Below are 19439 nucleotides of genomic sequence, written 5' to 3'. Positions count from 1 at the left end.
GAGAGTAAAAGGCATCGAGCGAGCGTTCGATGAATCAACCTGCATTGCTTGCGAAAACGCATTAATATTTGAGAAAACGGGGATGAAGTAATGGAAATTTCTAGAGGTTTTTTGAAGTCGGCTGTGATAGTGAAGTTTACTGCACTTGCATCGACATCTATGTTTGCTGTGCTTGCGTCGGCATCTGTATTTGCCAAAGAGAACGTTGACGAAGTGGCAGAGGCCAATGAACCAAAAAATCAATCTGAAATTGTTGTTACTGCACGACGCGGTGAGGAGGACCTCTCTGATGTACCTCTTGTGATAACCGCATTTGGCGCCGATAAGCTGGAGCAGCTAAATATCGCTTCGGTCGATGATCTTGCAAAGTTCAGTCCGGGGCTGGAATTCACCGAAGGTGTTCGGCCAGGGGCCACAAAAATATCCCTTCGAGGTCTCAATGTCGATCTTGGGCGTAGTTCCGTAGCTCTACGTATCGATGATGCCGATGTTACAACTGAAGCGGTTTATGGGTCTGGAGTTGGATATTTCCCAAACCAGCGCCTGCTCGATCTGGAGCGGATTGAGGTGGTAAAGGGATCGCAAGTAGCTCTCTATGGGCGCTCTGCCTTCGGAGGCGCTATTAACTTTGTAACGCGGCGTCCCGATTTATTTGACTGGAGCGGTAGTGTCGCTGCTCAGGTAGCTTCAGAGCGCGAATGGGAGTTGTCGGCTAAGGTCAGAGGGCCGATTTTAGAGGGTAAGGTTGGGCTTGGGATGGCGGCTGCCTATTGGGACGATGGCGGTTCGTATCGTAATAGGGTTAGCGGTTCGCGGATTGGCACAAATCAAGGGCACGGCGTCTCTGGAAGCTTGTTGATTGAGCCGAGCTATGGGATTTCAAACTATCTTAGAATCGAGTATTCGGAGCAAGATTCGAAGATGTCGCCAGCGAATTTCCTTGCGCCAAACACGACCGTCTCATTTGCGCCCGATGCTGCGGCTGCGCTTGGTGTCCCGTCCACTAATACTTATTTGGGAAAAGTACCCAGCTCTACAGATTCCGGCGCCGTTTTCATTCCGCTTGACCCCTTCAATGGTAACGATTTTCCTGGAACTCAGCGCAAAGACACTTTGATCAGCAACATTTTGGAGATTGGTGCAGAAGATATTGGTATAAAGTCGATTTCCAGCTATCTTGGGTTTGATCAGGTTAACCAGCAAACCAACAACTTCCAGCCACAGCCTTGGGTCAACCCTGATGGCACTCTAAACTCAGCGGGGACCGGGGCAGTAATTCCGGGTGTTGTTTCGCAGGTTTTGTATCTCGATACACAGCAAGATCTATATAGTCAGGAGTTTCAAATATTTTCTGACAACCCATCATCAAGCTTTCGTTGGATGATTGGTGGTTTGTATTGGCGTGAAAAGATCAGTCAAGGTCAGGATCAGCCAACAGTTATACCCCTCGGGCAAATTTCGACGGCCGACATCCGTAGTTTTTTTCGTGGGCAACTATTGGATAATACGCGGACTTTCAGTCGTAAGACTGAGCACATTTCTGCATTCGTTTGGACTGAGATGGATATGACGAGTAAATTGTCGGTAAGCTTGGAAGGTCGGTATGCTAGCGAGGATATCTCTTATCGTACCAACGGTACTGTGAATATATCTCTAGGTATTCCTGTTCCAAATTCGCCTCCCATTTTTCAACAGGTAACTGTTGTTCCCGGTGTTCAAGAACCTGGGTTCAGTAAGGATAGTTATTTTACTCCAAAGGGCACGATTACATTTAAGCCCAACGATGATTTGACTATTTACGCGTCGGTAGCGAAAGCAGTAAAGCCTGCAGGTCATTCTACCAATTCGGCTGATTCCTTCAATGATTCTACGCTGTTTAAAGCCGAGCAATTATGGAGCTATGAGGCAGGCATCAAGTCAGTTTTGGCTGACGGTGCGATCACATTCAACGGATCGGTATTTTATCAAGATTATACCGATCAGCAAGTCAGCACGACGGTGCTAGATTTGGCTTCGCAAGTTCCTCGACCCGCAATAGCTAACGCAGGAAAATCGCGGATTTATGGAGCTGATATCGACTTCTCGCTGTCGCTAAGCGATCAACTGACTGTAAGTGGCGCTTACACTTATTTGGATGCTAAGTTTACGGATTACGAGTTTTTCACTAGTACAGCAGGCACGGCTGTAAATGGGTCTTGTGTAAGGATCGAGACTGTTGGCGCGCAAGATGGCTGCATTATCTCTCTAGATGGTAAGCGCCCCGGTCAGGTGCCTAAGCATCAGTGGCAGTTGTTTGCAAGCTACGCCACACCAATCAGTGATTCACTTGATCTCTTCATTGAGCCAAGCTTGAGATACAAAGGTGAGCGCTACACACAAGCTTCAAATCTTATCACAGCGCCTGATTATTATCGGGCTGATCTGCGGGCTGGTATCGCTTCGGACAAGATAAAATTGACTTTCTTTATTGAAAACTTGTTTGATGACGATACGCCAACCAATGTTGTAGAGGCACGAGATTTTACACTACCTGGTTATCCTGTGGGTGCATTAGTTTTCTTACCAGACCCTATTAATGTGGGTCTAAATTTTAAGTATTCATTTTAAAATTTGAACAAACTTGAGGCCGGCCCATAACGTGTTGCAGAGGCCGGCCACTTCATCTTTTACTTGGTGCAATCGAGGGCTTTTGGCCCGATAGTCCTACCGCGAAAAATTGACGTTAAGCTGAGGCTGTCAGCTGATTTCTCTGGAATAGGTCAATGCGGCGAAGTCTTCAGCAAATGCTCGTTATGCGACCAAAGAATAATTACGACACCACTGCTGGACTAAATATAGCTAGAGTGTTTCTATAATAGTTTCGTTACTGGAGGAATTTCTGAGATGTCATTCAATACCAAACCCCTGCGCGATATCACGCAAGAAGATATCGATACATACAAGAGAGACGGTGCGGTTGTTCTGCGCAACGTCTTTGACACAGATTGGATAGATTCTCTAGAGTCCGTGGCGCGTCGGAGCCAAGTTGATGGCGAGGATTTAGGTCTTTTGCCCCATTCTCCAGGTAAGTGGCTAGCTCATGCAATACCGGAGTTCAGGCGCTTCGCCTTTGAATCTCCTGTGGGTGAAGCGGCGGGAAAGGTTATGCAGTCGAAAGAAATTCGCTTTTTCTCTGATTCACTTTTTGCAAAGCCTCCTCAAAGTACGCGTCCGACGGTATGGCACAACGACCGTATGGGGTGGCCCGTAACCGGTAAGATGGTGCCCTCACTGTGGATACCGTTGACCCCGATCGTAAAAGAGAATTGTCTTGAGGTTCTGGCAGGGACTCATAACGAGGATGTCCAGTATTGGCTGTTTTCACGCAATGCCCAAAGAATGATCAAGCCTGATGACAGGCCGATACGCCCAGAAATTGAATGTCATCGCGGCGATCCCAATTATAATTTTTTATCGTGGGATATGGATCGCGGTGATATGCTCGTTGTGCATCCTTGGGTGCTTCATTATTCTGGAGGGAATCCGACGAATGATTGGAGAATTGCTGCGTCGCTGCGAGTATTTGGTGACGATATTCGCTGGGATCCAAGGCCGGACGCAAACAACGTTGCCGGGGTGAGTTTTGATGAAATGATCGAAGGTGAGCGCCCGATGGGGACGCATTTCCCTCTTATTTGGTCTGAGGACGGTCAGCGGGATGATTGTAGCACTTATCCGCATGGTTTCTCAACAAGTTGGCCGAAAATGGCTATGGACCCACTCGAAGGGCAGAGGCGTGCTGATGTCATGAAGCGTCTTGAGAAGGAGGGGGCGCTTAGTGATTCGGCAAGTGTTCCAAAAGTACTATAACATCAAAGCGGGTAGTAATATTTCCCGAATGTTCCCCGTGTGTATTCTTGATGCAGCGAATCTTGAGGCGCCCTTCTCCTGATATTTTTGCTGTTTGTGCTGGGCTAAGGTAAATCTCGTTAATGGTTGATGACGCTTATTCGAAAGTCTCATGGCTGTCGGCGACATTTTCGCCCTTGTCGAATTCAGTGTTTCGAAACATCTGGATGGCGGGTGCTGCAAGTAACATGGGGGCGATTGTTCAAGCGGCTTCGGCGGCTTGGTTGATGACGACAATGACGTCATCATCGGTTCTCATCGCTTCGGTGCAGACCGCTGCATCTCTCCCTTTAGTGTTGAGCGCGATCCCTGCTGGTGCTGCGGCTGATCTTTATGACAAGCGTCTTCAGATGCTGCTTGGAAATTTGGTTTGTCTTGTAGCGATAATCGCACTTGTCGTGATGACACTGCAAAATGAGTTGACACCTGCAAGTCTCTTAGTATTGACCGCTATAATTTCGCTTGGATTCTCGGCATTTCTGCCGGCTTGGCACGCTACAGTGATGGAGATCGTAGAGCGTCGCGATTTGGCAGCCTCAATCTCACTCAATAATCTAGCATACAATATCGCTCGTGCTGTGGGGCCTGCCATAGGGGCTGAAATCATTTCGCTTTTTGGCATTGCGATTGCTTTCGGATTAAATGGGGTGACCTATTTGATTATGATCGGAGTGCTGATTTCTTGGCGTCATCAGCCTCCGATCAAGTTGCTTCCACCGGAGCGTATTGGTCGGGCGATGATCGATGGATTGCAATTTGTAAGATTATCACCCGGTGTGCGATTACATATAATTCGCGGCTTTCTGATGACGTTAACGGCGTCGTCGTTATTGGCCTTGCCCCCTGTCGTCGCTGTCGAGCTTGGCTTGGAGACTCGAGGATTTGGAATTTTGTTGGCGTCATTTGGGGGGGGCGCGATGGCAGGTGCGCTCACCGTCGCTTGGGTTAGGCACTTTCTTGCGCCGCAGTGGCAGTTGTTTTGGGCTGCAATTTGTGTGGCAACCGCTTGCTTTGCACTTGCCTTTAGTTCCACGTTGTTAACTGCCAGCGCGGCTTTGCTGCTAGGTGGTATAGGTTGGATACAGAGTCTTTCTACTTTACAATTGGCGATCCAAACATCTTGTCCACGATGGGTTCTCGCCAGGACTATTTCTGTTTTTAGCATGACCTTTGCATTGGGTATAGCCATCGGATCTATTCTCTGGGGGGTGGTTGCATCACAGGCTGGGCTTATTTCCGCGTTATTGATCTCTGGATTAGGGCAGTTTGCGTTTAGTGTTTTTTCTTCAACTCGACATTTCCATAGCCCTGACGAGAGCGACCTAGAACCGAAAATTGAAATAACCGATCAATGTATGTTGAATATTGATCCCCGATCCCGGCCCATATGGCTGACAGTAGAATACAACGTCCCCCGGAGCAATGTTGCAAGCTTTCGTCAAGCGATGCGCGAGAAAGCACGGATTCGTCGTCGCGACGGCGCCAGACGCTGGTCTTTAGGCCAAGACGTAGATGATCCAAATATTTGGATTGAGCGATTTCAAAGTCCGAGTTGGGCCGATTATTTGCACGGATATTCACGTATGCTCGTTTCGGATATTAGTAATGATAAACAAATTCTGTCACAATGTGAAGGTGAGCCAATATTGAGGCGGCGGATGGAGATATCTTAAGAACTTCACAGATTTTCATTTAGTTATGATTTTGTTTCTGCAGCCAAAGGATGAATGACGATGTCTAATGACCAGGAAATCCCCGATCTGCCCGGTCGATATATACTGACCGACGACGGTGTTCCCATTGCCGCATATGAAACTGGTAATCCCGATGGGCCATGCATTTTATTCATACACGGTTTCGGCTTTTGTCATGCGGCTTTTTTAAGGCAGTTCAGTGGACCGCTTGCTCGGGATTATCGTCTTATCAGTCTAGATTTGCGAGGCCACGGAAACTCAGGTAAGCCCTCTGACCGCCAAGCCTATACAACGACCAATGCTTGGGCGCATGATATTGAAGCGGTCCGTCGTGCGTTCGATCTTAGAGATGCGGTTGTAGTTGGTTGGTCCTTTGGATCTATGGTTTTCATGGACTGGGTGCGAAACTACGGCATTGGCGATTTTCGAGGTTTTGTTAGCGTTGGAAGCAATGGAGCGATGATCGACGCGAGCGAAGAGTATCGACTTCAACGCGCGCAAGCAGTGTTGCGCGTGCAGGATAAGCAACCAAATTTTGCTGCCGAATTGCGAGAAGCCAAGAATGCTGCAGATCGAAATGTATACCGTTCCGTCGATTCTGGATTACGTGAAATGATGGTGTTGTCGAACTTGAAACTTTCACTCTATGCCACAAAAGTTATGGCGGAGATGGAACACGATAGCCATGATCTTATTCCAGCGTTGACATGCCCCGTACTTTTCATTCTCGGCGAGCACGATGCGGCTAATTCAGAGGAAACTCTGCAAGAATTAGCTAGCTCATTGCCAGATGCAACCGTGCAAATGATGGATGGCGTCGGCCATTCGCCTTTTCTCGAAGATCCGCCAAGTTTTAATTTCCTGATTGATAATTTTATGCGCGAGCTCGGTTAGTTATTCAATTGCCGCTAGATTAACGTAGTTATTATCTGGCTGGGTTTTTACTTCAAAGTAATCGTGCTCAATAGGTTTCGGTCACGACTGATCGACGAATTGGACCTTTTTTGTCCGAAAATAGGGGTAATTTCGCTATGATGGGTGAAGGTGCGACCGAAGGTAAGCATAAAATGCGAGGGGGGGGGCATTGCCCGCGCAGCCTTTTATTTCTGCCTGCTTCGATGCCAGAGCGCTTGCCGAAGGCTTCGGCAAGCATGGCCGACGCGATCATCATTGATCTAGAAGACGCTGTAGCGGAAGATCAAAAAGACAAAGCAAGAGCGAATACGATCGACATGTTGGCCAACCGGACCAGTGTTCATCCGCAAATTGTTGTTCGCGTAAATTCACTAAGCCGGATATGTGGTCTCAAGGATATTATTGCCTTGGCCAATGCCAGTGCCAATCCGGATTACATCCTGCTTCCCAAGGTTGAGGATCCAGGCCAGCTCGAATTGGTTAGCCGAATGTTAGCGGATGGAAATAGCAAGGCGTCCCTCGGAGCTCTGATCGAATCTTCGCGCGGCGTGGCGGCGGCACCCGAGATTGCACGGGCCGATTGCGAATTGTCTTTTCTGATGTTCGGTGCGGCTGATTATGCCGCCGATTTGGGTCAACAGGTTGGTCACTATCGCCCGAGCTATGCTGCGGCCACCGTTGTCAACGCTGCCGCTTGTGGTGGAATAGTAGCAATCGATTCGCCATTTTTCGATATCGCTGATTCCGAAGGCCTCGCTTCCGAGTGCGTAAAAGGGAAGGCAACTGGCTTTTACGGCAAAGCCGCGATTCACCCTCGTCAGGTGGCGCCGATAAAATCTTGTTTCCGACCAACGCCTGAAGAGTTGGCTCGTGCTAAACGTATTCTTAGGTCGACCGCAGGCGAGGTGGGAGTGCTCGAAGGGAAGATGGTTGATCGAGCGATGGTTCGTTGGGCTCGAAACATCCTCGCTGGTTGAGTGGCGAGCTTTATTATAACTCTAATCACATTCAACCGAATTATTTTTCCGTTCCCTTAGGCAATCCATTAGTCGAGAGGCCATTAATGGTGGTTTCGGACTGTTGATCAGAGCGGATGGCAAATCCCTATCTATCGATCCTTTTTCCAATCGTCGTCCAAAGCCCCCGTTTGAAGCACAGCCATGTTCCGAGAAGTCGGCTATAGTAAAAATCTATCGTGGATATCACATGATGAAATTCACAAATTTGTCTTGCCTAGCAATAAGGGCCGACAAGGTTCGGTATCGCTGGTTTTAGCTCCCGAATAGATACGACGACTGAGGCGCTCGCGCGGGCTGACTGATTGTTTTTTACGAAGCTAAGTCATTCTAGCCTCAATGTTTTTCCCGCCGGGCGATTGAAGGCATTGACGTAAATAAGGAATTGATTTGTCCAAAAATTGGCGGAGAGAAGTTCTTGGGCAGCCAGTATTCAGCGGCAGTATGCCAAAAGCTTCGGATAGAGCTTATTCAACTATTAGGCGACTTATACTCTCAGGCGAGCTACCCCCGGGTGCACCCTTGAGAGAAGAAGCCCTGGCTCAGAAATGTGGTGTTTCTCGAACACCAATTCGTGAAGCCTTAAACAAATTAGAATCAGGCATGCTTATTTGTCGAACTGATTCCCAGCGAAGCTATGTTGCAGAATATTCTACTGACGAGATGGCTGATTTGCTTGAAATTATCTCAGTAATAGAGGGGATGCTGGCGCGACGTGCCGCGGCGCGAATCCCACCCGATGTAATGAAAAAAATGGTTCGCTGTTACAAAGCTGCATATTGCACCACAGGGCAGACGCCTATCCAAGCAGTCACCTATATCAACGCCGCTTGGCGATTTCATGCGCTGGTTGCAAAGGTGGCGGCCTCTACCAGCCTTTCCGGGATGCTTGTCACGTTGGGGCAGCGCATAGTTTTGCCTATCCGCGATGCTGATAAAGATCATTATGGCGCTGACGAATTATTGCGATGGCGCAGCGCGCATGGTGAATTGCTGGTAGCTTTTGCTCTTCGCGATGAGGCGTGGGCAGAGAAGGCTATGACATCTCACATGCGTTGGGCATGTCATACCAATTCCCAGATTCTGCGTGACATATTTTTAAGAAGCCGAGAGTCTGGTCAACGTAAGCTAGGGGGGCAGTCCTCTGAGGTTTCATATGAATAGCATTTCATCAGTTGAGATTGTCGAAGTGAGTCCCCGTGATGGCCTTCAAAATGAATCTCAGTATGTTTCCACAATGCATAAGCTGACATTGATCGCACGGGCTATCAATGCTGGCTCGCGCCGGATTGAGGTTGCTAGCTTTGTAAATCCACGCGCAGTGCCGCAAATGGCTGATGCAGAAAAAGTCTGTGCCGGCCTGCCTGAAAATGATGAGATGACTTATATCGGCTTGGTCATGAATCACCGGGGGGCCGAACGGGCCTTGGCTACAGGCCGAATAAATCAGTTGGGAGTAGTGGCGGTTGCTACGGACACATTCGCGATGGCCAATCAAGGGCAGACGAGTAATGGATCGGTCGAGATTGCAAAAGAGATAATTTCGCTCGCCCATTCTAAAGGGATAACAGCACAGGCGACCATCGCTGCAAGCTTCGGCTGTCCTTTTGAAGGAGAGGTGATGCAAGAGCGCGTGGTGGAAATGGTGTCCGCCATTTTTGAAGCGGGTCCTGTGGAAATCGCACTCGCTGATACAATTGGGGTCGGTAACCCGGCACATGTCGCTAGTCTAATCAATAAAATTCGCGATGTTTTACCAAGCCTGCCTATTAGGGTTCATTTTCACAATACCCGAGGGACAGGTATAGCAAATGTCTGGGCTGCAATATGCGCCGGCGCGGCGACCGTTGATGCTTCCATTGGCGGACTCGGCGGATGTCCCTTCGCTTCAGGAGCAGCGGGAAATGTCGCCACTGAGGATGTAACTTACATGCTGGAACGGGCCGGAATTCAGACGGGCCTCGATATAGACAAATTATTGGCGGCCAATGAATGGCTGGCCAGTTTGATGGATAAACCACTAGCATCCATGATGGCAAAGGCCGGTTCGTTTCCGGCCAGTAAGCAAGACATAAAGGAATATTTTTAATGCGTTATCGTCTCGGCGTCGATGTTGGCGGTACTTTTACGGATCTGTTGTTGTTTGACAACCAGACCGGCGGGTTCTGGCGACATAAAACTCCTAGCACTCCCCACGACAGTTCCGAAGGAATTCTAACCGGTGTAAATGAAATAACTGCACGAGCGGGAGTGGATCCTCGCGATATCGGTTATCTGCTGCATGGAACAACGGTCGCAACCAATGCGGTGCTCGAAGGCAAAGGGGCGCGCGTAGGCTTAGTCACAACCGACGGTTATCGTCATATTTTGCAGATTGCGCGCAGTTTCGTCCCCGGCGGTCTGGCAGCATGGATCATTTGGCCCAAGCCCAAGCCTCTCGCCGCATTGGAGGATACGTTAGAAGTCGCCGGACGCATGGACCCGGATGGGAATGAAATTCACCCTCTCGAAGAGGATGGCATTCGCGAGGTCATCACCAAGCTGAAAGACAATGGCGTCGCAGCGCTGACAGTAAGTTTGATTAATGCATATGCAAATGGTGCGCATGAAAAACGGATAGGTGAAATCGCTGGCGAGATCATGCCTGATATTCCCGTGTCGCTGAGCCACGAAGTTCTGCCTGAAATGCAGGAATACGAGCGAACACTTTCGACTGTCGCGAATGCCGCAGTTCGCCCTGTAGTCGGCAATTATATATCGACGCTGCGTCGTGGACTTGCCGATGCAGGCCTCACCGGGAAACTGTCCCTGTTGCGATCGGATGGGGGATTGATGAGCGCCGAGAAAGCTGAAGAACATCCGGTCAACATTCTGATGTCCGGCCCTGCTGGCGGTGTCACAGGTGCGCTGTGGGTTGCAAAAAACGCAGGCTTTGACAACATCTTGACGCTAGACGTTGGCGGTACTTCGACTGATGTTGCATTGATCGAAAATCTTGAGCCGCGCCGCCAGCGGACAACCGAAGTTGGTCATCTAAGCGTTCGTGCTTCTGCACTTGATGTTAAGACAGTTGGTGCGGGAGGAGGTTCAATTGCATATGTTCCCGAGCTTACTGGCGCATTGCGAGTTGGTCCGCAATCTGCAGGTGCGATTCCTGGACCTGTAGCTTACGGCAAGGGTGGCGATGAGCCGACAGTCACAGACGCCAATGTAGTTCTCGGCTATCTACCAGAAGATTTGCTTGGCGGTTCTTTCAAGCTAGACCGTGCGGGCGCCGAAAAGTCCATCCAAAAAATCGCAGATGCTCTGGGTATCGGTTTGATGGAGGCCGCCCGCGGTATCATAGACATCGTAAATGAAAATATGTTCGGCGCACTGCGGATGATTTCAGTGCAGCAAGGCTTCGATCCGCGCCATTTTGCATTGATGGGCTTTGGCGGCGCTGGACCACTGCACGTGAATTCAGTTGCAAGGTTGATGGATAGCTGGCCAGCGATTTCGCCAGTGTCGCCAGGCGTTCTTTGTGCGCTTGGTGATGCAACCACACGCATGCGGACTGAAACCGCTCGCAGCTTCAACCGCCTCGCAAATGAGACTGATGCTGAAGAACTCGTGGCATTGTTCGATGAAATGTCGCTGCAAACCCGTAACGAATTAATGGCCGACGGTGTTCCAGAAAGTGAGATCGCCAGCGAATTCGAAGTTGATATCCGCTATGCTGGACAGGCATTTGAAGTCCCGCTGACGATTGATGTAAGCACTCTTCGTGTTGGCGGCATCGAGGCAATTCTTGCGCGCTTCGATGAAGAGCATCAAAGACTCTTCACCTTTAACATGACGACTCCTCATGAAATCGTGAACCTGCGCGCTGTAGCGCTTGGTGAAGCGCCAGTTTTGCTAGCTGCTGAGCTTGCAAAAGGCGACGGGGACCCTGTCCATGCTAAAATTCGCGATCACATTCTATGGATGGATGGAAAGGAGCAGCCGAGCGTGATTTACGACCGTGATAAGTTGAAACAAGGCGATATCATCTCGGGTCCAGCCATCATTATTGAAATGGATTCCACCACTCTTGTTGAGACCGGATGCATCGCCAAGGTCGATGCCGTCGGCAATATTTTAATCAACTTGGCCTGAGGAAGATTCCATGACCGCCCAGATAATTCAAGAAAATGCAGCACCATTCAATACGATCGACATCGACCCGGTTACGTTAGACATTATAGAGAACGCGCTGCGTAATGCGCGGATCGAAATGGATGCTACGCTTGTCCGCACCGCTATGTCGCCGGGTATCCGGGAGCAAGGCGATGCTTTTCCGCTGATCGCTGATCCAGCAGGCAAAATGATTGTCGGCCAGTTCGGCAGCTTCATCGACGGATTTCTCAAGACATTTGAGGGCACTATCGAGGATGGAGACATGATTTTCCTGTCTGATCCCTACAGTTGCGGCGGCGCAATAAGCCATTCCAATGACTGGCTGGTGATGCTTCCCGTGTTCTATGACGGGCGGTTGATCGCATTCACGGCAATGTTCGGCCATATGAGTGACATCGGCGGAAAGGTTGTCGGTTCTATGCCGATTAAAGCGCATTCAATTTTCGAAGAAGGGGTCCGTATTCCGCCTGTCAAAATCTGGAAGAAAGGCGAGTACAACGAAGACTTGATGAAGCTAGTGATGCACCAGACGCGCAAGCCGGACTGGTGTCAGGCCGATCTCAATGCGCTGATTGCATCCTGCCGTGTGGCCGCGAACCGGATTATCGAAATGACCAAACGCTTTGGCCCGGACGTCTATTATTCGGCAACACAACAACTGCTTGACCGCAATTACCGCGCTATGAAATCGCTTATCGCCACAGCGATTGCACAAGCACCGGTAACATTCGAAGATTACATCTGCGACGACGGCATGAGTTTTGGTCCTTATAAGATCAAATGCACGATGTGGCGTGAAGGCGAAAAGGTAATTTTGGATTTTTCCGGTACAGATCCGCAATCCGCAGCGTCAATCAATTTTCTGCTCAACGAGAATATGTTCAAGATGTTTTTTGGCATCTATATGATCATGGTTTTCGACCCGCAGATACTCTTCAACGACGGGTTTTACGAGTTGATCGATGTAAGGATACCAGAAGGCTGTTTGCTTAAGCCAGCATTTCCAGCAGCGCTGTCAGGCCGCACTCACGCGCTAGGCCGAATATTCGATATTCTTGGCGGACTTCTTGGCCAGAAAACCCCGGAATTCTTGAACGCCGCCGGCTTCAGTTCGTCGCCGCATTTATTTTATTCAGGCAACGACAATCGTCCAGGTAAGTCGGGAGAATGGTTCCAATTGTTCCAAATCGGTTTTGGTGGAATCCCGGGAAGACCAACTGGCGATGGACCAGACGGGCATTCACTTTGGCCCGGTTTCACCAACGTTCCAAACGAGTTCTTGGAACGCTATTTCCCGATGCGGATTGAACGATATGAAACTGAGCCGGATAGCGGTGGTGCCGGTCTTCATCGCGGTGGCAATGGCATTCGCATGACGTACCGTTTCCTCGCCGATGGTCAGATTGCGATTCATGATGATCGATGGTTTGTTCCGCCTTGGGGCGTAAATGGTGGATTGCCAGGCAAACGAGCGAAGAAGATGTTGGAGCGAGCAGACGGCACTACCGAAATCCTTGGCAACAAAGTTGAAGAAATAGAAGTGACAAACGGCGATCAGCTTCACTTCGTCACATGGGGTGGCGGGGGATGGGGTGATCCGCTCAAACGAGAGCCGGCTCTCGTTGCACTCGAAATAGAACAAGGTTTGGTTACTGCTGCAGGCGCACGCGACTATGGCGTAGTAATCGCTGGTGATGGCAGCGTAGATCTAAATGCGACTGAAGCTTTGCGTTTGCAAATGAAAGTGGATCGCGGTGAACTGCCGCTATTCGATTATGGTCCAAGTATTGAAATGTTGCGCGCTAACTGCCTAGCTGAAACCGGCCTGCCAGCGCCAACGCAACCGCGATGGAATGATAACCTCGAACTGGAGTATGTTGATTGAGTAAGCCAAATCAAGGGGCCTTGTCGGGGCTCCGAGTAGTCGAGTTAGGCCAACTGTTGGCTGGCCCTTTCTGTGGTCAGCTGCTCGGTGATATGGGCGCGGAAGTGATCAAGGTCGAGCCGCCAGGCAAAGGCGATCCCATGCGCGACTGGGGCCAGGGCAAAGAAAAGGTCCAATGGGAAGTCATCGCCCGGAACAAGAAATCGGTTACCGCCAATCTAAGGTTACCCGAGGGGCAGGATATCGTTCGTAAGCTGATCGGTACCGCAGACATATTGATCGAAAATTTTAAGCCCGGTACGTTGGAAAAGTGGAGACTTGCGCCTGACGATCTGTTGTTAGAATTTCCCGGCCTAATTATCGCTCGGATGTCTGGTTACGGCCAGAATGGGCCGTATTCGGCTCGTGCTGGATTTGGCGGCATTGGCGAAGCGATGGGAGGTTGGCGTTATATTGTAGGCGATCCTGATCGTCCGCCCGCGAGAATGGGTATTTCTATCGGCGATACATTATGCGCTACCTATGGCTGCATAGGCGTACTTGCCGCGCTGCAATCACGTGAAAAGACCGGGAAAGGGCAAGTGATCGATACCGCTTTATATGAAGCGGTACTGCAAGTTATGGAAGGTCTAATTCCTGAATATGATCACAATGGCTTTATCCGTGAAAGGTCGGGTTCGATCCTGCCTGGCATTGCACCTTCCAACGTTTATCGCTGCAAGGATGGCCATTTTATGATCGGCGCTAACGGCGACGCTATTTTCGCTCGTCTGGCGCAGGCCATGGATCAACCCGAATTGGCAGAGGATGAACTATACGCCACGCATATCGCGCGTGGAAACAACCAGAAGGTGCTAGATGATATCGTCAATGCGTGGACGGAACGACTCACCGTCGATGAACTCGAACGAGCAATGACTGAATACTCTATCCCAGCTGGTCGCGTTTACACGGCTCCAGACATGCTGGCAGATCCCCATTTTTCCGCTCGTGAAGCGATCGTAGAAGTTGAGACGAAACGGTTTGGAAAACTCAAAATGCAAAACGCCGTTCCTAAATTTTCTGAAACACCGTCTAGTATCCGCAGCCCTGCACCTGCAGTTCCCGGTCAGGATAATGGCGAAGTATTTAGCACACTCTTTGGTTGGGACAACGCGAAGCAGATGGAGCTAGAGCAGAAGGGCGTAATCTAGTGACAGACCAGTTAAAATGGGACGATCATTATGTAGGCCAATTGCAGCCCGGCGATCGGCCAGTCTTGTTGTTGGTCGATATGGTATCTGCTTATCTAGAGACAGATTCTCCGCTGTACATGGCAAGCGCGAATGCTGCTCTGCTCGCAAGTAAGCGATTGTTGGAAGCTGCGCGAAGCGCGAAAATACCAGTGATTTATACCACAGTGCGATACTTGCCAGATGGATCGGATGGCGGGCATTTTTTCAGAAAGGTTCCCGCTCTCTCCGTCTGGGCAGGAAAGAATAAATTCGGCTTCATACCTGAGATATTGGCTCCCCGAGCAATCGAGCCAATTTTCACGAAACAGTATCCCTCAGCCTTTTTCAATACAGGACTCAATGCTCATCTCCGGACTCTCGGTGTGAATACAGTTTTACTAGCTGGATACTCGACATCGGGTTGTGTCCGCGCGAGTGCACTGGATGCACTTCAACACGGCTTTATTCCTATCGTGGCTGCGGACGGCTGCGCTGATCGGAGCAGGCAAATCCATGATGCTAACTTATATGATATTGGTAAAAAATATGCTGAAGTTCAGAATGTTGATGATATTCTTCTATGGTTAAAATAGAATGCTAGAGTTTTATGACGTAAGTAAAATTCTCACTGAGGTTCCAAGCGCTTTGCGCCATCGAGCCAGATAACCTCACCATTGAGCATGGGATTGCGGATAATGTGTTCCACTAACTTTGCAAACTCTCCTCGTCGTCCGAGACGAGCGGGATGCAGGATTTGTGATCCAAGGCTATGATTTTTAGGACTGGGAACATCATCCAACATCGGAGTGCCAAATGGACCCGGCGCAATCCACTTTGCTTGAATGAAATACGGCGCCAGTTCCTGAGCCAGGGGAACGGGCATGGCCGCAACAGCTCCCTTGGACGCAGCATAGGCTGCAAGTCCTCTCTGCCCATCAAATGCTGCAATAGATGATGTGTGTAGATATGTAGGGTCTCGCGAAACATCTTCTGTAAATTCCTGACGTAGGAAGGAGATGATCGAATGACCAAGGAAGACGAACGCGAAGTACAGCGCAAATTACGGATATTGCAACGCGAAGAGAAGATAGGGCATGACGCCAAGACCTGCCGCTATTTTGGCATTGCCCAGGCCAGCTTTTGCAGATGGAAGTCGGCGTACCGACGCGATGGCGAAGATGGTCTGGTCAATGCCAAAACCATTCCTAAAAACCCGCCCAACCGGACACCGCCTGAAGTGGCGGACAAGGTGCTTCATCTCCGGCGCAAATACCACCTCGGACCCGAACGGGATATGTGGTACCTTGCACGTTATCACGACATCAAATTATGCGATGCAACGATATACCGTATACTTAAACGCAACGGTTTGAACTGGCTGCCGCGCGGACCGCACCCTTGTAAGGTTCACACCAAACGCTACAACAAGCAGGTTCCTGGTCACCACATCCAGATGGATGTCAAGTTCCTGACTTTTATCGGAAAGAAGGGCGAGAAGACACGTCGCTTCCAATATACGGCCATTGATGACGCGACCCGCGTTCGGGCGCTCAAGGTCTATAAAAAACATACCCAAGCCAACGCGATCGACTTTGTCGATCACATCATTGAAAAGTTCCCGTTCCGCATTCGTGAAATCAGAACCGATAACGGTCATGAGTTCCAGGCCAAGTTCCACTGGCATGTCGAAGACCTCGGTATCCGCCATGCTTACATCAAGCGCGGCACCCCGCAACTGAATGGCAAAGTTGAACGATCCCACCGCTCGGACCAGCAAGAGTTTTACCAGCTGCTAAGCTATAAAGGCGACGTCGATCTGGAAGCCAAACTCGATGAATGGCAGCGCTTCTATAACTTCCACAGACCCCACGGTGCATTCAAAGGGAAAACACCCTATGAAGCGCTCAGAGAAAAGCTATAATCGCATGTGAACTATGTCTCACCAGTCACTCGATGTTACAATCTCGTCTTGTCGGTTGATATTTGGCAGCTAGCTATGCGTTTCGGGCTTTCCGTCCAACTTCTCGGGTGGCCTGTAAAGATGATAATCTCCCTTCTTCCAGGGCCCTCTCATCGGTCATCCTCGGATTGCTCCCTGAATTGCTCCTGCTGGATCGCGGCGGAAATCGACCATTCCTCGAGAGGGCGCATGCCGGGTACAACCAGAACTCCGCCGCCGCCTTCCTGTGATTGACCAACCCCGGCGTCAGCGCGCAACTTTGCGAGATGGCGGCTGGCTGCGACGTCCCCCTTGGCGGCCTTGCGTTGTATCGACCGCAGCTCGACCTCGGCCATGGTAATAGTCTTACCATTGATCTCGATTTCCTCGTTCGCCACCCGCTCAAGAATCGCGCGCATGTCATTTGCGGGCTTCGGGCGCGGCGGCCGTCCCCTGGGATTGCCAGACTTTCCCTTCTTGAACCGGCTATGTTCTGGGGGCCTGCCGTAGCCAACATTGTATGCCTTGTACTCGTCTTCCATCATATTCCTTTCTGCTAAAGACCACGACATGGAGGTAGAGCGCCCATTATGCACTCATGACATTTCCAAATAATTAGAGTGAGCGGCGCCGGACATACGCCGGCGCCGCTCATGTTCAGGCTTCGAGATCTTGAACGACAACTGCGATTTCATCGAAAGTCGTCCCCGAGCCGGCCAATGTCGCCTTGCCGCCCGTTGCATTCTGCCAGCGCCGAACCGCCACATCGACGTAGCGAGGGTCCAATTCGACTACGCGGCCGCGGCGACCGGTTTGTTCAGCGGCCATGATCGTCGTCCCCGAGCCAGAGAAGGCATCGAGAACGATACCGCCGCGGCGCGAACAGTCGCGAATGGCATCGGCCACCATCTCGACCGGCTTTACCGTCGGATGCATCGCCAGCTCCTCGTCGCGCCCGGCCTTGAGCGAGTTAACACCGGCATAGTCCCAGACATTGGTACGATAGCGGCCGTGCTGGCCCAGGCTGAAATTGTTGATGTGCGCGGCGGTACCATTCTTGAAGACGAAGACGAGTTCATGTTTCGAACGGTAGAAGGCGCCCATGCCGCCATTGTCCTTGTTCCACACTACAAGATTCTTGAGCTCGGAATAGGCGCTGCGGCCCGCGGCCAACAACTCGCCAATGTGCCGCCAATCCATGCAGATGTAATGGATAGAACCATCGACGCTGAATGCGGCAAGGTTCGTGGCAACACGGGTGAGAAAATCGGCAAATTCCGCCTCGCTCATCTCGCCCGAAGCCATGACGAATTCCTCGTGCTGTACCTTGCCGAGCCCGCAGATATGCCCGTTGACGGGAACATTATAGGGCGGATCGGTAAATACCATCTGCGCCTTTTCGTCGCCCAGCAGCCGCGAGTAGACTTCTTGGTCCAGGGCATCGCCGCAAATGATTGCGTGCTTGCCAAGCAGCCACATATTGCCAGGCTGCGTCACCACAGGCGCGGCCGCGTCGATGATGACTTCCTCTTCTGCAGGCTGCGCCTCATCGAGCCCATTGAGCAGGGATTCGATTTCTGCCGGGTCAAATCCGGTCAGCGCCAGCTCGAATTCCGCATCCAGCTCGGCAATTGCTGACAGCTCCAGCGCGAGCAGTTCATTATCCCAGCCTGCCATTTCAGCAAGCCGGTTGTCCGCAATGACATAGGCCCGCTTTTCAGCCTCCGTCATGTTTTCGAGGCGAAGTGTCGGCACATCGGTCATGCCGAGCATTTTTGCCGCCTCGATGCGGCCATGCCCAGCCACGACGGAATTCCTGCCGTCGACAAGGATCGGATTGGTAAAGCCGAAGCGCTGGATACTATCGGCAATCTGTTTCAGCTGTTTCTTGGAATGCGTGCGCGCATTCCGGTCGTGGGGGACCAAGTGGGCTAGGGGAAGACTTTCAAGCCGTTCAGGCCGGGAAACAGGTAATTCTGACATTTGCGAAAACTTTCCATTGGTTGAAGGAAAGTCTCCAATGCTACCTATTGCAGCAATAAGCCCTCACGGTTTTACCGGGAGCTATTCAGTGAGGAAACAAGATTGCGAACAGTTTCCGGAGCCATATGAAACTCTTTTCCAGTTAGTATGCACGCGGCTTCAGCCGGCGCGTGATTAACCGGAAACTTCTTGATACCTCGCTTCCTCCGCTTCAACGCGCGGTCTTGGAGCCAGGCGAGACGGTGTTCATAGGCTGCGGCGATATGATGTTCTTTCAATATCCGCGCGGTTGTACGCTTGCGGCCTCTCTTTGCCTTCAACTTCTTCTGGAGCCCACGAACGATATGGTCTCGAAGTATTTCATCAGGCACGAGTGCAGGGTTTGCCTCGATGATTCGCACAATATCTTCGTTGAGGACTTGGCTATCCTCTTTGGCGCGGCGATGCAGCCATCCCACGCTTGATGGATCAAATTGATAATGCGGACTGTTCGGATCATGCATTGGGATGCCTATTATTTACAGGGGCGCAGCAGCTCACGCAGCTCGACCCCCAGACCTTTGGCGAACTTCTCGGCCAGTACGAGGGACGGATTTCTGAGGCCGCGTTCAATGCCCGAAACGTATGTCCGGTCGATCCCGGCCGCGAATCCGAACTCCTCCTGCGACAAGCCTTTCTCCAGCCGCAGCCGGCGCACGTTTGTGCCAAAGACTTTTCGAACATCCATCATTTGACATGGGCAGCGAT

General features: G+C 50.8%; 17 protein-coding genes. 12 read left to right on the top strand and 5 right to left on the bottom strand.

Annotated features, from left to right (window positions below):
- Positions 1–90: 90 nt before the first annotated feature.
- From ACHZCJ_RS08105 to ACHZCJ_RS08055, 11 genes are all read left to right on the top strand, one after another.
- Complete coding sequence (locus tag ACHZCJ_RS08105) at positions 91–2607, top strand: TonB-dependent receptor (protein WP_321325464.1); 2517 nt, start codon at positions 91–93, stop codon at positions 2605–2607.
- Between the two features lie 276 nt (positions 2608–2883).
- A complete protein-coding gene (locus ACHZCJ_RS08100) occupies positions 2884–3849 on the top strand; it encodes a phytanoyl-CoA dioxygenase family protein (protein WP_321325460.1) in 966 nt (321 codons plus the stop codon).
- 122 nt (positions 3850–3971) lie between these two features.
- Complete coding sequence (locus tag ACHZCJ_RS08095) at positions 3972–5561, top strand: MFS transporter (protein WP_321325458.1); 1590 nt, start codon at positions 3972–3974, stop codon at positions 5559–5561.
- 60 nt (positions 5562–5621) lie between these two features.
- On the top strand, positions 5622–6476 hold the full coding sequence (locus tag ACHZCJ_RS08090) for an alpha/beta hydrolase (protein ID WP_321325456.1): 855 nt from the start codon (positions 5622–5624) through the stop codon (positions 6474–6476).
- A gap of 137 nt (positions 6477–6613) precedes the next feature.
- Positions 6614–7474 carry an aldolase/citrate lyase family protein gene (locus ACHZCJ_RS08085; RefSeq protein WP_321325454.1) on the top strand — a complete coding sequence of 287 codons (861 nt, stop codon included), beginning with the start codon at positions 6614–6616 and terminating at the stop codon, positions 7472–7474.
- Positions 7475–7957: 483 nt separating this feature from the next.
- A complete protein-coding gene (locus ACHZCJ_RS08080; protein ID WP_321327757.1) occupies positions 7958–8677 on the top strand; it encodes a GntR family transcriptional regulator in 720 nt (239 codons plus the stop codon).
- Entirely contained in the window at positions 8670–9602 is a 933-nt protein-coding gene (locus tag ACHZCJ_RS08075) for a hydroxymethylglutaryl-CoA lyase (protein WP_321325452.1), read from the top strand. The genes ACHZCJ_RS08080 and ACHZCJ_RS08075 overlap by 8 nt, the downstream gene beginning before the upstream one ends.
- On the top strand, positions 9602–11650 hold the full coding sequence (locus tag ACHZCJ_RS08070) for a hydantoinase/oxoprolinase family protein (RefSeq protein WP_321325450.1): 2049 nt from the start codon (positions 9602–9604) through the stop codon (positions 11648–11650). The genes ACHZCJ_RS08075 and ACHZCJ_RS08070 overlap by 1 nt, the downstream gene beginning before the upstream one ends.
- A 10-nt stretch (positions 11651–11660) precedes the next feature.
- On the top strand, positions 11661–13556 hold the full coding sequence (locus tag ACHZCJ_RS08065; protein ID WP_321325449.1) for a hydantoinase B/oxoprolinase family protein: 1896 nt from the start codon (positions 11661–11663) through the stop codon (positions 13554–13556).
- A complete protein-coding gene (locus tag ACHZCJ_RS08060) occupies positions 13553–14749 on the top strand; it encodes a CoA transferase (protein WP_321325446.1) in 1197 nt (398 codons plus the stop codon). The genes ACHZCJ_RS08065 and ACHZCJ_RS08060 overlap by 4 nt, the downstream gene beginning before the upstream one ends.
- A complete protein-coding gene (locus ACHZCJ_RS08055) occupies positions 14749–15363 on the top strand; it encodes an isochorismatase family protein (RefSeq protein ID WP_321325444.1) in 615 nt (204 codons plus the stop codon). Before ACHZCJ_RS08060 ends, ACHZCJ_RS08055 begins: the two co-directional genes overlap by 1 nt.
- A gap of 32 nt (positions 15364–15395) precedes the next feature.
- Here ACHZCJ_RS08055 and ACHZCJ_RS08050 read toward each other — a convergent pair whose 3' ends face one another.
- The gene (locus tag ACHZCJ_RS08050) at positions 15396–15788 is read right to left on the bottom strand and encodes an SDR family NAD(P)-dependent oxidoreductase (protein WP_321327755.1); all 393 of its coding nucleotides are present in this window, start codon (positions 15786–15788) and stop codon (positions 15396–15398) included.
- Positions 15789–15794: 6 nt separating this feature from the next.
- On the opposite strand from ACHZCJ_RS08050, the gene ACHZCJ_RS08045 reads away from it, so the two are divergent.
- Complete coding sequence (locus ACHZCJ_RS08045; protein WP_321325443.1) at positions 15795–16691, top strand: IS481 family transposase; 897 nt, start codon at positions 15795–15797, stop codon at positions 16689–16691.
- Between the two features lie 149 nt (positions 16692–16840).
- On the opposite strand, the gene ACHZCJ_RS08040 is transcribed toward ACHZCJ_RS08045, so the two are convergent.
- The 4 genes from ACHZCJ_RS08040 to ACHZCJ_RS08025 form a co-directional block, all read right to left on the bottom strand.
- The gene (locus tag ACHZCJ_RS08040; protein ID WP_321327754.1) at positions 16841–17251 is read right to left on the bottom strand and encodes a DUF5681 domain-containing protein; all 411 of its coding nucleotides are present in this window, start codon (positions 17249–17251) and stop codon (positions 16841–16843) included.
- Positions 17252–17366: 115 nt separating this feature from the next.
- A complete protein-coding gene (locus ACHZCJ_RS08035) occupies positions 17367–18692 on the bottom strand; it encodes a DNA methyltransferase (protein ID WP_321325441.1) in 1326 nt (441 codons plus the stop codon).
- A gap of 71 nt (positions 18693–18763) precedes the next feature.
- Positions 18764–19195, bottom strand: coding sequence for a hypothetical protein (locus tag ACHZCJ_RS08030; RefSeq protein WP_321325439.1), 432 nt, complete (start codon positions 19193–19195; stop codon positions 18764–18766).
- An 11-nt stretch (positions 19196–19206) separates the two neighbouring features.
- Positions 19207–19422, bottom strand: coding sequence for a helix-turn-helix transcriptional regulator (locus tag ACHZCJ_RS08025; protein WP_321325437.1), 216 nt, complete (start codon positions 19420–19422; stop codon positions 19207–19209).
- Positions 19423–19439 lie beyond the last annotated feature (17 nt).

The organism is uncultured Parasphingorhabdus sp., assembly GCF_963677535.2.
Lineage (GTDB): Bacteria > Pseudomonadota > Alphaproteobacteria > Sphingomonadales > Sphingomonadaceae > Parasphingorhabdus.
This window is presented reverse-complemented; position numbering and strand designations above follow the sequence as displayed.

Coding starts and splice junctions, on each gene's coding strand:
- ACHZCJ_RS08105 (WP_321325464.1), top strand. CDS start 91: ATGGAAATTTCTAGAGGTTTTTTGAAGTCGGCTGTGATAGTGAAGTTT.
- ACHZCJ_RS08100 (WP_321325460.1), top strand. CDS start 2,884: ATGTCATTCAATACCAAACCCCTGCGCGATATCACGCAAGAAGATATC.
- ACHZCJ_RS08095 (WP_321325458.1), top strand. CDS start 3,972: ATGGTTGATGACGCTTATTCGAAAGTCTCATGGCTGTCGGCGACATTT.
- ACHZCJ_RS08090 (WP_321325456.1), top strand. CDS start 5,622: ATGTCTAATGACCAGGAAATCCCCGATCTGCCCGGTCGATATATACTG.
- ACHZCJ_RS08085 (WP_321325454.1), top strand. CDS start 6,614: ATGATGGGTGAAGGTGCGACCGAAGGTAAGCATAAAATGCGAGGGGGG.
- ACHZCJ_RS08080 (WP_321327757.1), top strand. CDS start 7,958: ATGCCAAAAGCTTCGGATAGAGCTTATTCAACTATTAGGCGACTTATA.
- ACHZCJ_RS08075 (WP_321325452.1), top strand. CDS start 8,670: ATGAATAGCATTTCATCAGTTGAGATTGTCGAAGTGAGTCCCCGTGAT.
- ACHZCJ_RS08070 (WP_321325450.1), top strand. CDS start 9,602: ATGCGTTATCGTCTCGGCGTCGATGTTGGCGGTACTTTTACGGATCTG.
- ACHZCJ_RS08065 (WP_321325449.1), top strand. CDS start 11,661: ATGACCGCCCAGATAATTCAAGAAAATGCAGCACCATTCAATACGATC.
- ACHZCJ_RS08045 (WP_321325443.1), top strand. CDS start 15,795: ATGACCAAGGAAGACGAACGCGAAGTACAGCGCAAATTACGGATATTG.
- ACHZCJ_RS08040 (WP_321327754.1), bottom strand. CDS start 17,251: ATGGAAGACGAGTACAAGGCATACAATGTTGGCTACGGCAGGCCCCCA.
- ACHZCJ_RS08035 (WP_321325441.1), bottom strand. CDS start 18,692: ATGTCAGAATTACCTGTTTCCCGGCCTGAACGGCTTGAAAGTCTTCCC.
- ACHZCJ_RS08030 (WP_321325439.1), bottom strand. CDS start 19,195: ATGCATGATCCGAACAGTCCGCATTATCAATTTGATCCATCAAGCGTG.
- ACHZCJ_RS08025 (WP_321325437.1), bottom strand. CDS start 19,422: ATGATGGATGTTCGAAAAGTCTTTGGCACAAACGTGCGCCGGCTGCGG.